This window comes from Listeria cossartiae subsp. cossartiae, from assembly GCF_014224155.1.
Classification (GTDB): Bacteria; Bacillota; Bacilli; order Lactobacillales; family Listeriaceae; genus Listeria; species Listeria cossartiae.
On the sequence record NZ_JAASUI010000001.1, the window covers coordinates 1,274,603 to 1,288,446 of the forward strand.

Consider the following 13,844-nt stretch of genomic DNA (forward strand, 5'->3'; position numbering starts at 1 on the left):
GGCATTTTTATTTCAAGTATTATTAGTTGTCTTCTACTTCCGTGTCATCAGAAATTACTGAATTAGAAGTACCTTTTTCAAGTACAGTTCTGATTGCATTACGGTCAAAAGTTAATTTGCTGTTTCCGCATTTCAAAATGACTGTGCCATCCTCAATTGCGTCTACAATACCGTGAAGTCCACCAATAGTAATAATTTTATCACCTTTAGCTAAACTACTTTGCATATTTTGTACTTCTTTTTGACGTTTTTGTTGTGGTCTGATTAATAAGAAGTAAAACAAAACGATCATCAAGATAATTGGTATAAATGTTACAATGCTGCCCATATTTTCCAACTCCTTTCGATACTTTATATATATTTAGAAATTTTTTGCATCAGGACGATTGAATCCATATTGCTCAAAAAATTCTTCCCTAAAATCAGCAAGACGATCTTCCATAATAGCGCCACGGACTTGCTTCATTAAGTTTAACAGAAAATGAAGATTATGATAAGTTGTAAGTCGAATTCCAAATGTTTCCTCACAACGAATCAAGTGTCGAATGTATGCACGTGAATAGTTTTTACATGTATAACAATCACAATTTTCATCAATTGGACGGAAATCATGGGTAAACTTAGCATTTTTAATAACTAAGCGACCATTTGATGTCATACAAGTACCATTTCGTGCAATACGTGTGGGAAGAACACAGTCAAACATGTCCACTCCTCGAATTACGCCATCAATTAATGAGTCAGGCGAACCTACGCCCATTAAGTAACGTGGTTTATTAGCTGGTAATAGCGGTGTTGTATGTTCCAACACGCGATTCATCACGTCTTTTGGCTCACCGACAGATAAGCCGCCGATGGAATAACCAGGAAAATCAAGCGAAACGAGGTCTTTCGCACTTTGGGCGCGTAAATCTTCGTAAGCTCCTCCTTGGACGATACCAAACAAGCCTTGGTCTTCTGGTCTTTCGTGTGCTTTTAAGCCACGTTCAGCCCAGCGTGATGTTCTTTCCACTGATTTTTTCATATATTCATGAGACGCTGGGTATGGTGGACATTCATCAAAACTCATCATAATATCCGAACCAAGCGCATTTTGAATTTGAATCGCTTTTTCTGGTGATAAGAAAAGTTTGTCCCCGTTTAAATGATTACGGAAATGAACGCCTTCTTCTTTGATATCACGCATTTTACTCAAACTAAACACCTGAAAACCACCTGAATCCGTTAAGATTGGTTGATCCCAGTTCATAAATTTATGTAGTCCGCCCGCTTCTCGGATAAGTTCTTCTCCGGGACGTAACCATAAATGATACGTATTACTTAAAATAATTCCTGCACCCATTGCTTTTAATTCTTCGGGCGACATTGTTTTTACCGTTGCAAGTGTCCCAACTGGCATAAACATAGGTGTATCAAAAGTGCCGTGTGGTGTATGAATTTTACCAAGGCGAGCACCAGTTTGTTTATCTGTTTTTATTAGTTCATAACGAATGGCAGACATGTCTTACCTCTTTCTAATTTACTCTATTCACTAGCATAACGAAAATCACTGCTGAAAACAAGCTTTTCTGTTAATTTTTTCGCAATTTAATGAATAAACATTGCGTCGCCAAAACTAAAGAAGCGATATTGTTCTTCTACAGCATGATTATAAGCCGATAAAATCTTCGTCCGATCAGATAAAGCCGACACGAGCATAATTAAAGTCGATTTCGGTAAATGGAAATTCGTGATCAACGCGTCGACAGCTTGGAAAGTATACCCCGGAGAAATAAAAATCTCTGTCCAGCCAGATTCAGCAACTAATTTACCATCGTGACGACTCGCAATCGTTTCTAATGTCCGAATAGATGTTGTTCCGACTGCTACTACTTTCCCGCCTTGTGCTTTGATTTGGTTAATTCGCGCCGCAGATTCCTCTGTTAAACGATAAAATTCCGAATGCATTTTGTGGTTGGCAGTATCTTCTACATCTACTGGGCGGAACGTTCCAAGCCCAACGTGAAGTGTAACAAAAATAATTTCTACACCTTTAGCGCTAATTTTTGCCAGTAAATCCTCGGTAAAATGAAGACCCGCAGTCGGCGCAGCAGCTGAACCATTTTCTTTCGCATAAACGGTTTGGTAACGATCTTGGTCAGCCAATTGTTCTTTAATGTATGGAGGTAGCGGCATTTCACCAAGTTGCTCCAATACTTCATAAAAAATGCCTTCATAAGAAAATTCAAGAATCCGGCCACCATGCTCTAATTCTTCCAAGCAAGTCGCTTTTAAAGCGCCATCACCAAATGTAATTGTTGCACCTTTGCGGATTCTTTTAGCAGGTTTCACTAGAGTTTCCCATGCGTTACCTTCTTTTTGTTTTAAAAGCAATACTTCAATGTGTGCGCCAGTTTCATCTTTAATACCATGAAGTCTAGCTGGGAGAACGCGTGTATCGTTTAAAACTAGCGCGTCCCCTTCATTTAAGTAGCTAATAATATCCGTGAAATGTTGATCTTTTATTTCACCTGATTTTTTATCAAGCACCATTAGTCGGCTTGAAGTCCGGTCTAGTAATGGTGTTTGCGCAATTAATTCTTCTGGTAAATCAAAATCGAAATCTTCTACTTTCATGCTTTATACCTCTTTTTCATAACTTATTCCTAAATGGTTGTACGCCGTTTCTGTCGCGATTCTTCCGCGTGGCGTTCTTTGTAGAAAACCGATTTGTAGTAAATAGGGCTCTTGCATGTCTTCAATGGTTTCTCTTTCTTCACCGATACTGGCAGCAATCGTATCTAACCCGACTGGTCCACCTCTAAATGATTGGATAATGGTATGCAATAGTTTTTGGTCAATCGTATCTAGCCCTCTTGGATCCACTTGCAATAAGGTAAGGGCTTCTTTGGCAAGCTTTTCCGTTACGGTTCCATTTCCACGAACTTGCGCAAAATCACGTACTCGTTTTAATAAACGATTGGCAATCCGCGGGGTCCCTCTTGAACGTCTAGCAATTTCACGTGCACCAAGTTCATCAATTTTTGTATCTAAAATGCTCGAAGTTCGCAGTACAATTTCCGTTAACTGCTCTTCTGTATAAAACTCCAGATGATCGATCACACCAAAACGATCTCTCAGTGGCGCCGATAAAAGCCCAGCCCGAGTGGTAGCTCCAATTAGTGTAAACGGTGGCAAATCTAGCCGAACAGAACGCGCAGTCGGTCCTGTCCCAATCACAATATCCAAACAATAATCTTCCATTGCCGGATATAAAATTTCTTCAATCGCTCGAGATAATCGATGAATTTCGTCAATAAATAAAACGTCCCCTGGCTCAAGACTTGTCAAAATGGTCGCCAAGTCGCCAGGCCGTTCAATTGCCGGTCCACTCGTCGTTTTAATTTGACTGCCCATTTCGGCAGCAATAACCATCGCAAGGGTTGTTTTACCAAGTCCTGGTGGTCCGTATAAAAGCACATGATCAAGCGCTTCATTTCGGAGTGTGGCAGCTTCAATAAAGACGGTTAAATTATTCTTTACTTTGTCTTGCCCAATATATTGTGAAAGGTTCTGTGGCCGCAAACTAGTTTCAAAAGATACTTCTTCTGCGTCTACCGTTTCACTTGAAATAATTCGTTCATCCATGCCACAAGCTCCTCTCTATTTTGTCATTAATTGTAGTGCTAGCTTGATATATGCGTCACTCGTCAAATCAGCTTCTTTAGCCAATTTCGGAATTACTTTTTTCAGTTCGCGCGTGCTGTATCCAAGTGCTTCTAAGGCTAAAACAGCCTCTTCTAATTGCGGTGAAAGTCCAGCTACGATGTCGTTTTCTGGTGCAACAAAAACAATTTCACTTGCAACAACATCCGCAAGTTTACCTTTTAAATCGAGAATGATTTGTCGCGCAGTTTTTTTACCGACACTTGGAAATTTGGTTAAATAAACATCGTCTTCGGATTCAATCGCAGTAATAAGCGGAACCACATCGCCTGAAGCAATAATTGCTAGCGCGCTTTTTGGTCCGATTCCGGATACGCTTAATAATTTTTTGAATAAATAACGTTCTTCTGTTGTTTGAAAACCGAACAAAGAAATATTATCTTCCCGCACATGCTGATACAAAAAGACTTGCGCTTCTGTACCTTCTAGTCGTTGAAAGGAAAACGGGTTTCCTGTAATTATTTGATAGCCGATTTGGCCTGCTTCTACAACAATATATTCTGGTGTAATCGTCGTTACGGTTCCTTTTATGTAATCGTACAATTTATTCGTCCTCTCTTCATTTCACGTCATACATTATATGATAGCATAAAATGGAACGTCTGTACTAGTTTTTGTTCATAAAAGGAATCCTTATCTAGTTTACATAATAAAATTATTGACGTCTTAGATTGATTGGATGCTTTCTTTAATTACAGAAACCGAATTGGCAAAGGCTTGTTGCTCTTGTTCATCCAATTTTAAAGAGATAATTTCTTTCACACCATTTTGGCTTAAAACTGCTGGTACACCGATTGCTAAACCAGTTTCGCCGTATTCTCCGTCTAACACGCAAGACACGGTCAAAGCACGCTGACTACCGCTGAAAATATGACGACAAATTTCAACAATCGTACCGCCAATCCCATACTCTGTGCAGCCTTTTTGATGGTAAATTTCAAAACCAGTATCACGAGCCGTTTCGCCAATTTGTTTTAAATCAAGCGCTTCACCTAGTTTTTCCATGCTATATTCATTCACAGGTTTACCATAAATGGACGAATGCGACCATACAGGAAACTGGGAATCACCGTGCTCACCAAGAATAAAGGCATCGATACTTTGTGCAGCAATATCTAGTTTTTCAGCAAGCAAACGGCGTAATCTTGTAGTATCTAACCAGACACCCGTTCCAAGCACGCGTTCTCTAGGCAAACCAGACAACTTCCACACTTGATACGTGATGATGTCACATGGATTGGTCGCAATGAGGAAAATACCGTTAAACCCGCCCTTCATCATCTCTGGAACAATGCTCGCAACGATTCTTGAAGTACTTCTTAATTCGTCTAAACGCGTTTGTCCTTCTTTTAAAGGGCCCGCGGTTACAGTGATTACAGCAATATCTACATCTGCACAGTCACTTGCGTCGCGCACCGTAATATCCATTTTTCCGGGCATAAATGCTGCTGCGTCAGCCAAGTCTTTGCGATTTCCTTCTACGCGTTCTTTATTTAAGTCTACGAGAATTAACTCTTCGACAAATTTTTGATTTACAAATGCGTGAGCTGCGGCTGTCCCTACATTCCCAGCGCCAATTATCATTACTTTACGTGGTTTCATTTTTTCTTCCTCCTAGTGATTCATATAAAACACCCCTATTCAAATGGTCCGAAAAAGGGGTGTGTTGACTTAATTTATCTCTGCGTTCGTATAAACTTCTTGCACGTCATCATCATCTTCTAGCGCTTCTAACATTTTATCAAATTGTGTTTGGTTATTTTCTGCAATTGCATTATAAACCGTTGGAAACATCGATAATTCAGCTGTGGCAAAAGTGTAACCGGCTTGTTGTAAAGCTTCCTTCACTTTCGGAAAAGCGGCTGGATCAGTGAAAATTTCAAATACATCTTCACTTACCTCCACATCGTCCGCGCCTGCTTCAATGGCCTCGAGCATAAATTCCTCTTCGTCCACGTCTAAACCTTCGCGTAAAATAACCAAATAACCTTTGCGATCGAACATATAGCTCACACTTCCGGTTTCACCAAGGCTTCCACCGTTTTTATTAAAAGCTACCCGCACATTGGTACTCGTGCGGTTTTTATTATCCGTAAGTGCATGGACAAGAACAGCAATCCCGCCCGGTGCGTATCCTTCGTAAGTCACCTCATCGTAATTTTCTGCACTCGTATTGCCGGAAGCTTTATCAATAGCGCGTTTAATATTGTCATTCGGCATGTTAACTGCTTTTGCTTTATCCATAACTAATCGGAGTGCTGGATTTAAATTCGGATCAGGACCTTTTTTTGCTGCAACAAAAATTTCTCTCGCTAACTTTTGAAATACTTTCGAGCGCTTGGAATCTTGTGCATTTTTACGTCCTTGAATATTATTCCATTTTGAATGTCCTGCCATTTGTTTCACTCCTTTTAATTTTTAGTAAAGCATTTCTCCTACAAATTTTAACGTAAAAAAGTAGGATTCGCAATAAAAAAGTTACCGCAAAAAATTGCGATAACTCGTTATTTAGGTCGTTTGTAAGCGGTGAACGTGATAGGTTCCAAGTTTATTTGCCGTCCCACCTAAAAGGGTAATTTCGTCGAGTGCATTGGTCACAAGCAACTCTTTCCCTTCTGAAAGTACATCAATCAAGAAAAAGTACTCGCCTAATGAGGTTTTCAGTGGTCTTGATTCGATTTTACTTAAATCAATATCGCGCCAAGCAAATGTAGACAAGACTTTATGTAACGCTCCTGGCATATTATTAGGCAAAATAACCGAAATAGATGTTTTCTCTTCTTCTTTTGGTAATAAAATCGAAACTGGTTTACGACTTAGTACAAAAAATCTCGTTTGATTTAGTTCCAAATCTTGCGCATTTTCTTTGACAATTTCAAGTCCATATTCGCTTGCCGCCATACGTGGTGCAATGGCTGCCACAAGTTCAGTTGGATTATTGCTCACCCATTTTGCTGCGTAGGCCGTAGAAGGCGTTACTTCCCGCTCTACCCCGTACAACTCTGCTTGAAGAAAGGTATGGCACTGGGCAAGCGCCTGTGGATGCGACATTACTTTTTGAACCGATTTCCACGCCGAAACGTGTGCTGGATGAACCATTAAATGTTGCGCAATCGGTAGAACTATCTCCGCCACTACAGGAACACTTGAAAAATGAAATAAGTAGTCCAGCGTGATATTAACGCTTCCTTCGATTGTATTTTCGATGGGAACAACAGCCACATCTACGTCTTCCTTTTCAATTGCCATAATACAATCCGGAATCGTACTTTTAGCAATCATCTCTTCTTTCGGAAAAGCCTTCGCTGCTGCTGCATGTGTAAAAGATGCTGCTGGGCCTAAATAAGCAATTTTCATTTTCAACTCTCCTTTTTGTTGTAACTAGGAAAAAAGCGTGCGCCAAATGATTGGCGCAGCACTTTGTTTAATCCATAAATTCAAATTCATAATCAAGCAAGCGAACGATATCGCCATCTGTGGCACCGCGTTTTCTGAGCGCCTCATCGACACCCATTGCACGCAGTTGACGCGCAAAACGGCTAATTGAAGCATCGCGTTCGAAGTTCGTCATTGTAAATAAGCGTTCGATTTTCGCACCACTTAATACAAACGTGCCATCAGGTTCTCTGGAAATTTCGAAGTCAGGTTCCTCAGCAACATATTTGTAAAGAACTGTATCTTCGTCTTCTTGTTCCAAAATTTCATTAAGTGGAAATTCTGGTGTTGTTTCTAATTTATCTGCAATTGCAAGAAGTAATTCGCGAAGTCCCGTTTTCGTTACTGCGGAAATTGGGAACACTGGAATATCTTCAGCAATTTTTGTTTTAAATTCTTTTAGGTTCTCTTCTGCATCTGGCATGTCCATTTTGTTTGCTACGATGATTTGTGGACGTTCCATTAAGCGCAAGTTGTATTGCTCTAGCTCATTGTTAATAGCCACGTAATCATCAAACGGAACGCGTCCTTCTGAACCAGACATATCAATCACATGCACAATGACACGAGTTCTTTCAATGTGGCGTAAGAATTGATGTCCTAAACCAACACCTTGGCTAGCACCTTCAATTAGACCCGGTAAATCGGCCATAACAAAACTACGACCATCACCTGCATCAACCATTCCTAGGTTAGGAACAATCGTTGTAAAGTGATAAGCAGCGATTTTTGGTCTAGCTGCCGATACAACAGATAATAACGTCGATTTACCAACACTTGGGAAACCAACTAAGCCAACATCCGCTAACACTTTAAGTTCTAATTGCACATTACGCTCTTGTCCAGGTTCTCCGTTTTCAGAAAGTTCCGGAGCTGGATTTGCTGGTGTCGCAAAACGTTTATTACCACGTCCGCCACGTCCCGCTTTTGCAATAACTGCGCGTTGACCATGTGCTACTAAATCAGCAATAATCTCGCCAGTATCAATATCTTTTACAATTGTTCCTTGTGGCACTTTGACTACTAAATCACTTGCACCGCGTCCATGCATACTTTTACTCATGCCGTGTTCGCCGTGCTCTGCTTTAAATATTCGTTTAAAGCGGAAATCTACTAGCGTACGCAGACCTTCATCTACTACAAATACAACGTCTGCTCCTTTACCGCCGTCACCGCCAGCAGGACCACCGTTTGGTACAAATTTTTCGCGACGGAATGCTACCATACCGTCCCCACCATTACCAGCTTTTACATATATCTTAACCTGATCTACAAACATAATTTTTATATTCTCCCGTTCCTTAAAAGTCTTATCTTTCATTATAACGAACAAACTATACATCTGTCACTATATTTATTTTTATTTCCAGATATTTATTTGTTTTACACAACAAAAATGCGCCAAATGCTTTTACACATTTGACGCATCTTCTAAAAATTATTTAAAAGCTTGTGCTGCTTTAACAGCTTTATGCCAGCCTTCATATAAATCTTCTCTTTGCTCTTCTTTCATTTCTACTTCAAAACGTTTATCTAGTTTCCAATGTTTTTTAATTTCATTTTTATCTTTCCAAACACCAACTGCAAGTCCTGCTAAGAATGCTGCTCCGAGTACAGTTGTTTCTTTGTTTTCTGGACGCTCTACAGGAACGCCTAGAATATCAGATTGGAATTGCATTAAGAAATTATTAGCAGAAGCTCCGCCATCAACACGTAACGTTTTCAAGCTAATTCCGGAATCTTGTTCCATTGCATAAAGTACGTCTCTTGTTTGATAGGCAAGAGATTCCAAAGTTGCACGGATAAATTGTTCTTTTTCCGTACCACGAGTTAAGCCAAATACAGCGCCGCGTACATCTGAATCCCAGTAAGGTGCGCCTAAACCAACGAAAGCTGGTACAACATATACACCGTCACTTGATTCAATACGACTTGCATAGTTTTCAGAGTCGCTTGATTGACGAACCATTCGTAAACCGTCACGTAACCACTGAATCGCAGAACCAGCAACGAAAATACTACCTTCAAGCGCGTATTCCACTTTGCCATCAATTCCCCAAGCAAGTGTTGTTAACAAGCCGTTTTCAGAACGTACTGCTTTTTCCCCAGTGTTCATTAGTAAGAAACAACCAGTTCCGTACGTATTTTTCGCCATTCCTTTTTCAAAACAACCTTGACCGAATAATGCCGCTTGTTGGTCACCAGCAATACCTGCAACTGGAACTTCTTCGCCAAAGAAGTGATAAGGAACTGTGTCCGCATATACTTCAGAGGACGGACGAACTTCTGGTAGCATTGCTCTCGGGATATTAAGCATTTTTAGAAGCTCATCATCCCATTCTAAATCATAAATATTATAAAGGAGTGTACGAGAAGCGTTGGAATAATCCGTAATGTGCGCACGACCACCAGTTAATTTCCAAACTAACCAAGTATCGATTGTTCCAAAAAGAAGTTCTCCTTTTTCCGCACGTTCTTGCGCACCATCTACATGATCGAGAATCCAGCGAGCTTTTGTTCCTGCAAAATATGGATCAATCAAAAGACCAGTTTTCGAACGAATCGTGTCTTCATAACCATCTTTACGCAGTTGTTTACAAATATCTTCCGTTTGACGGGATTGCCAAACAATCGCATTATAAATCGGATTGCCGCTTTCTTTGTCCCAAACAACCGTTGTTTCACGTTGGTTAGTAATACCAATCCCAGCAATTTCTTTAGAAGAAATATTTGTTTTCAGTAATACACCCGCAATGACCGCTAAAATGGACGCCCAAATTTCATTGGCATTATGTTCCACCCAGCCTGGCTTAGGAAATATTTGATCAAATTCTTCTTGTGCAACGCCAATTACTTCGCCTTCTTCATCAATAATCATCGCTCTTGAACTAGTTGTTCCTTGATCCAGCGCTAAAATATATTTCTTTTCCATGTAAAATTCCTCCTCAAGTTTTAAGTACTACGAAAGCCCGGAGACTCTCGTTTGGAGCTAGTTAAAATTAGCCCTATGCTAAATCTTTTTTCTTGTCGAGTTGCATGGTTAAAATAAGAATTAAAACAAACAATACTGCGAACACCCAGAACCACATTCCTAGTTCGCCTTTAATAATGGCATTATACCCTAAAGCACCTAATGCACCGCCCATAATCGGTCCGATAACAGGAACCCATGAGTAACCCCAGTCAGATCCACCTTTACCAGAAATCGGCCAAACAAAATGCGCAATTCTTGGGCCAAGGTCACGAGCTGGGTTGATTGCATAACCAGTAGTTCCACCAAGAGACATCCCGATAGCGACTATTAATGCACCAACAACGAGTGGATTTAATCCGTCTGAAAAGGAATTTGCACCTAATGACAATAATCCAAACACTAACATAAAAGTACCTAATGCTTCACCAAAAAAGTTAGATGTGAAATGGCGAATAGCTGGTGCCGTTGCAAACACACCTAGTTTAGTTGGTTTATCTTCCGTTTTCTTCCAATGTGGGTAGTAATGTAACCAAATCAGCGTTGCCCCAATAAATGCTCCGATAAACTGAGCGATAATATATGGCAATACGTAGTCCCAAGGGAAAGCACCTGCAAGCGCCATAGCGATTGTTACAGCCGGGTTAAGATGGGCCATACTCATGTAGCCTGAAACATATACACCCATTGTAACGCCTAGCCCCCAAGCCAAAGTAATAACGACCCAGCCGCCATTCTCCGCTTTCGATTTCTTCAGCGAAACACCAGCTACGACACCAGCACCTAAAATAATTAGAATGGCAGTACCAACAACTTCACCTAGAAATTGTGTTGCTAAACTTGTGTCAATCATCTTTTCCAACTCCTTCTTTTTGCTTATTTGTAGCACCGGAATTTTTGCCCTGACTAGTCCCCTTACATTCCGATTATCAATTAATTTCAAAAAAAGAATGACAATCAAAACGTAGGCATACTAGTACCCTGGCATCGTTTCGATTGTCATCTCTTCTCCTGACATATTAATTAACTTGAGTCTATTTAATCATATCAAGAAAACGCTGTCAATCAAACGACTTGTCCTATTTTTCACAAAGTATTTTCATCTGCCTCTTTACTTTTACCCCATTCCCGGAGAGTTATAACCCAATTTGCAAGAAATTAATTCACAAAGGTAGAAACAGAAAAAACCGCCACAAGTGACGGTTTTTAAATTTGCATTTAAGCTTCTTGTACTTCAGGATAAACGCTAACTTTTTTCTTGTCGCGTCCCATACGTTCGAAACGTACAACGCCGTCAGTTTTAGCGAATAAAGTATCATCGCCTCCACGTCCTACGTTAGTTCCTGGATAGATTTTAGTACCACGTTGACGGTAAAGGATAGATCCACCAGTAACAAATTGTCCGTCCGCACGTTTTGCACCTAAACGTTTTGATTCAGAGTCACGTCCGTTAGAAGTCGAACCGCCACCCTTTTTGTGCGCAAAATGTTGAATATCAAATTTTAACATGAAATTCCACCTCCTATTTGGAGTTAATTTTTATATGATCAGGATAGCTGTACGCTAATGACCTTAGTTGATTTTCCATCCCTGTAAGCAAGATTTGTACCACGTCATCCCCTACATAATCAGCAGGCACAGAATAGTAAAGGTAACCCTCCGACTCTTCTATTACAGGCGCAAAGTCACGAACTTCCGAAATAGCATTCACCATTCCAAAAGCAATAGACGAAGCCCCAGCACATACCAAATCACTGCCATGTTCGGCAAAATCGGCGTGTCCACTCATTGTAAAAGAAATTATTTGGTTGTTTTCTCGCATAACATCGACTTGAATCATTGTTTTCGTCCTTTCAAATTAAGCATTGATTGCATCAATAGTTAATTTTGTGTAAGGTTGACGATGACCTTGTTTTTTGTGGTAGTTCTTTTTCGGTTTATATTTATAAACTGTCAATTTCTTCGCACGGCCTTGTTTTTCAACTTTAGCTGTTACAGTTGCGCCTTCCACGAATGGAACGCCAACTTTAGCGGAATCTCCACCTACGAATAGAACTTTGTCAAAAGTAACAACATCACCAACTTCACCTGCTAATTTCTCAACATAGATCTCTTGGCCAGCTTCTACTTTGATTTGTTTCCCACCTGTTTCAATAATTGCGTACATACTTGCACCTCCTCATATACTAAGACTCGCCATCACAGGGGATTTACACGAGGTAAACACTTGACCCAGCTCTGTGCGGTTGTAGCTTGGTGCGCTACAAACATAACAGTAAAATGATAGCATAAGCAAGCCGCCTATGTCAACCAATTGTTGATTTTAGTTTTCCACCCGTGCAATTTGATAAAATGGAACTCTCTCATCCGCCACTTCCCAATCAATCGGCGCATTATTGAATGTATTCAAATCCAAAAATGTATCTAACACGTCTTCTGTCGTAATTATTTGAATGCTATTCGGCTCCCCCTGCATAATTCCTGCAAGTTCCCGTTCTAATTCAAAAGCAAGTGTTTCTTTGGAAGCCACATGCCCTGTCGCGTAACAAACTGGGCACGGCGCTGTCGTCACTTCTAAAAATGATTTTTGCTTCTTGCGTCTCGTTAACTGTAATAGCCCTGACTGTGAAAGTGCCGCAACTTGGGTCGTAATGTATTCTTCGCGCGTTTGGCTCTCTATAGCTTCATATAGCTCTGTGTATCCAGCTTCTGACATTCCGCCAATAAAGTCTACCAATATCATCCCACTCATATTGCGTAATCTAATTTGACGAAGGATTTCGGGAACTGCTTTCATATTCACCGATTCCACGGTCTTTTCTTTTGCTGTGGTACCTTTAAATCGACCGGAGTTCACATCCACAACCCACATTGCTTCTGTTTTCTCAATAAACAACGAAGACCCATTTGTTAAATGAACGACCGGGCGCGCTAATCGGTCCATTTGCGCTTTAATCCCCATATCTGCAAACAAATCCACGCTTTTGTTTAAAGTGATTTGCTGGTCTGACCAAGTATTTTCTAGCAATTTGGCAAACTCAAAGTCATCGGTAATGATTTCTGCTGGCTTGTGTCGTTGGATAAACTGCTTTGTACAAGTGAAAATACCTGAAGCAGCGGACAATAACAAACCTGGTTTCTTGCGTTTAGCTGCTTCTTTTAACAACGCTTGATGTTTCTCGCGCGCTTGGTTTAGCGCATGCTGCAATTGTTCTTCAGTTGCGCTTTCTGCATTAGAACGAATAATTAGTGCTTCATTTTCTACTATTAGCGCATTCATCGTTTTTTTCAACGTATCTTTGTCCGCTATTCGTTTGGAAACAGAAATATATTCTTTGCCGTACAAATAAATGAGCAAATCCCCGGGAAACTCGAGTACACCAGATAATAAAGGTAGCTTTGTCGCGCTTCCTTCTCGAACAATTTGGACAGGGATTTTAGCCCCTTGTGTTTTATCATAACTTTCTGGAATGTCTTTCAAATGGATAAAACCTTTGTTATTATTACCTAAATCAACGAAAGCCGCTTCCATTTTACGGTCGATTTTTTGAATAAAACCATAGAAAATATCACCAACTTGTACTTTTTCAGAAGGACGCACGATTTCGATATCTATTAATAAATCATTTTCAACTACTGCAGCTCGCTTTTCTATAGGAGCAGCACTTATTACTAGCTTTTTCATCCAATCACCTTTTATAAAGACCCTTCATCTAAAAGACAAAGGGCCTAA

At 40.3% G+C, this 13,844-nt stretch carries 15 protein-coding genes and 1 other annotated feature; all 15 genes read right to left on the reverse strand.

Features of this window, described 5'->3' with window-relative positions:
- Positions 1-22 precede the first annotated feature (22 nt).
- Complete coding sequence (yajC, locus tag HCJ30_RS06495) at positions 23-328, reverse strand: preprotein translocase subunit YajC (RefSeq protein WP_185391441.1); 306 nt, start codon at positions 326-328, stop codon at positions 23-25.
- 33 nt (positions 329-361) lie between these two features.
- Positions 362-1,501, reverse strand: a complete 1,140-nt coding sequence (gene tgt, locus HCJ30_RS06500; protein ID WP_069888766.1) for a tRNA guanosine(34) transglycosylase Tgt — start codon at positions 1,499-1,501, stop codon at positions 362-364.
- 86 nt (positions 1,502-1,587) lie between these two features.
- Positions 1,588-2,616: a tRNA preQ1(34) S-adenosylmethionine ribosyltransferase-isomerase QueA gene (queA, locus tag HCJ30_RS06505; protein WP_185391442.1), complete on the reverse strand. Its 1,029-nt coding sequence runs from the start codon at positions 2,614-2,616 to the stop codon at positions 1,588-1,590.
- A gap of 3 nt (positions 2,617-2,619) precedes the next feature.
- Positions 2,620-3,627 (reverse strand): Holliday junction branch migration DNA helicase RuvB, encoded by a 1,008-nt coding sequence (ruvB, locus tag HCJ30_RS06510; protein ID WP_185391443.1) that lies wholly within the window; start codon positions 3,625-3,627, stop codon positions 2,620-2,622.
- Between the two features lie 15 nt (positions 3,628-3,642).
- Positions 3,643-4,248, reverse strand: coding sequence for a Holliday junction branch migration protein RuvA (ruvA, locus tag HCJ30_RS06515; protein WP_185391444.1), 606 nt, complete (start codon positions 4,246-4,248; stop codon positions 3,643-3,645).
- Between the two features lie 123 nt (positions 4,249-4,371).
- Positions 4,372-5,307 (reverse strand): L-lactate dehydrogenase, encoded by a 936-nt coding sequence (locus HCJ30_RS06520; RefSeq protein ID WP_185391445.1) that lies wholly within the window; start codon positions 5,305-5,307, stop codon positions 4,372-4,374.
- A 69-nt stretch (positions 5,308-5,376) separates the two neighbouring features.
- Positions 5,377-6,102 (reverse strand): YebC/PmpR family DNA-binding transcriptional regulator, encoded by a 726-nt coding sequence (locus HCJ30_RS06525; RefSeq protein ID WP_185391446.1) that lies wholly within the window; start codon positions 6,100-6,102, stop codon positions 5,377-5,379.
- 111 nt (positions 6,103-6,213) lie between these two features.
- Positions 6,214-7,062: a prephenate dehydratase gene (gene pheA / locus HCJ30_RS06530; protein ID WP_185391447.1), complete on the reverse strand. Its 849-nt coding sequence runs from the start codon at positions 7,060-7,062 to the stop codon at positions 6,214-6,216.
- 67 nt (positions 7,063-7,129) lie between these two features.
- A complete protein-coding gene (gene obgE, locus HCJ30_RS06535; RefSeq protein ID WP_185391448.1) occupies positions 7,130-8,419 on the reverse strand; it encodes a GTPase ObgE in 1,290 nt (429 codons plus the stop codon).
- Positions 8,420-8,578: 159 nt separating this feature from the next.
- The gene (gene glpK / locus HCJ30_RS06540) at positions 8,579-10,072 is read right to left on the reverse strand and encodes a glycerol kinase GlpK (RefSeq protein WP_008947908.1); all 1,494 of its coding nucleotides are present in this window, start codon (positions 10,070-10,072) and stop codon (positions 8,579-8,581) included.
- Between the two features lie 73 nt (positions 10,073-10,145).
- Entirely contained in the window at positions 10,146-10,964 is an 819-nt protein-coding gene (locus HCJ30_RS06545; RefSeq protein WP_008947909.1) for an MIP/aquaporin family protein, read from the reverse strand.
- A 365-nt stretch (positions 10,965-11,329) separates the two neighbouring features.
- A complete protein-coding gene (gene rpmA / locus HCJ30_RS06550; protein ID WP_003726866.1) occupies positions 11,330-11,620 on the reverse strand; it encodes a 50S ribosomal protein L27 in 291 nt (96 codons plus the stop codon).
- A gap of 13 nt (positions 11,621-11,633) precedes the next feature.
- On the reverse strand, positions 11,634-11,951 hold the full coding sequence (locus HCJ30_RS06555) for a ribosomal-processing cysteine protease Prp (RefSeq protein ID WP_185391449.1): 318 nt from the start codon (positions 11,949-11,951) through the stop codon (positions 11,634-11,636).
- 18 nt (positions 11,952-11,969) lie between these two features.
- Positions 11,970-12,278: a 50S ribosomal protein L21 gene (gene rplU / locus HCJ30_RS06560; RefSeq protein WP_003726868.1), complete on the reverse strand. Its 309-nt coding sequence runs from the start codon at positions 12,276-12,278 to the stop codon at positions 11,970-11,972.
- A 12-nt stretch (positions 12,279-12,290) separates the two neighbouring features.
- Positions 12,291-12,369: a sequence feature (ribosomal protein L21 leader region), on the reverse strand.
- Between the two features lie 65 nt (positions 12,370-12,434).
- Positions 12,435-13,796 (reverse strand): ribonuclease E/G, encoded by a 1,362-nt coding sequence (locus tag HCJ30_RS06565; protein ID WP_185391450.1) that lies wholly within the window; start codon positions 13,794-13,796, stop codon positions 12,435-12,437.
- Between the last annotated feature and the right edge of the window lie 48 nt (positions 13,797-13,844).

Coding starts and splice junctions, on each gene's coding strand:
- glpK (WP_008947908.1), bottom strand. CDS start 10,072: ATGGAAAAGAAATATATTTTAGCGCTGGATCAAGGAACAACTAGTTCA.
- queA (WP_185391442.1), bottom strand. CDS start 2,616: ATGAAAGTAGAAGATTTCGATTTTGATTTACCAGAAGAATTAATTGCG.
- obgE (WP_185391448.1), bottom strand. CDS start 8,419: ATGTTTGTAGATCAGGTTAAGATATATGTAAAAGCTGGTAATGGTGGG.
- yajC (WP_185391441.1), bottom strand. CDS start 328: ATGGGCAGCATTGTAACATTTATACCAATTATCTTGATGATCGTTTTG.
- HCJ30_RS06520 (WP_185391445.1), bottom strand. CDS start 5,307: ATGAAACCACGTAAAGTAATGATAATTGGCGCTGGGAATGTAGGGACA.
- HCJ30_RS06555 (WP_185391449.1), bottom strand. CDS start 11,951: ATGATTCAAGTCGATGTTATGCGAGAAAACAACCAAATAATTTCTTTT.
- HCJ30_RS06525 (WP_185391446.1), bottom strand. CDS start 6,102: ATGGCAGGACATTCAAAATGGAATAATATTCAAGGACGTAAAAATGCA.
- HCJ30_RS06565 (WP_185391450.1), bottom strand. CDS start 13,796: ATGAAAAAGCTAGTAATAAGTGCTGCTCCTATAGAAAAGCGAGCTGCA.
- tgt (WP_069888766.1), bottom strand. CDS start 1,501: ATGTCTGCCATTCGTTATGAACTAATAAAAACAGATAAACAAACTGGT.
- ruvB (WP_185391443.1), bottom strand. CDS start 3,627: ATGGATGAACGAATTATTTCAAGTGAAACGGTAGACGCAGAAGAAGTA.
- rplU (WP_003726868.1), bottom strand. CDS start 12,278: ATGTACGCAATTATTGAAACAGGTGGGAAACAAATCAAAGTAGAAGCT.
- pheA (WP_185391447.1), bottom strand. CDS start 7,062: ATGAAAATTGCTTATTTAGGCCCAGCAGCATCTTTTACACATGCAGCA.
- rpmA (WP_003726866.1), bottom strand. CDS start 11,620: ATGTTAAAATTTGATATTCAACATTTTGCGCACAAAAAGGGTGGCGGT.
- HCJ30_RS06545 (WP_008947909.1), bottom strand. CDS start 10,964: ATGATTGACACAAGTTTAGCAACACAATTTCTAGGTGAAGTTGTTGGT.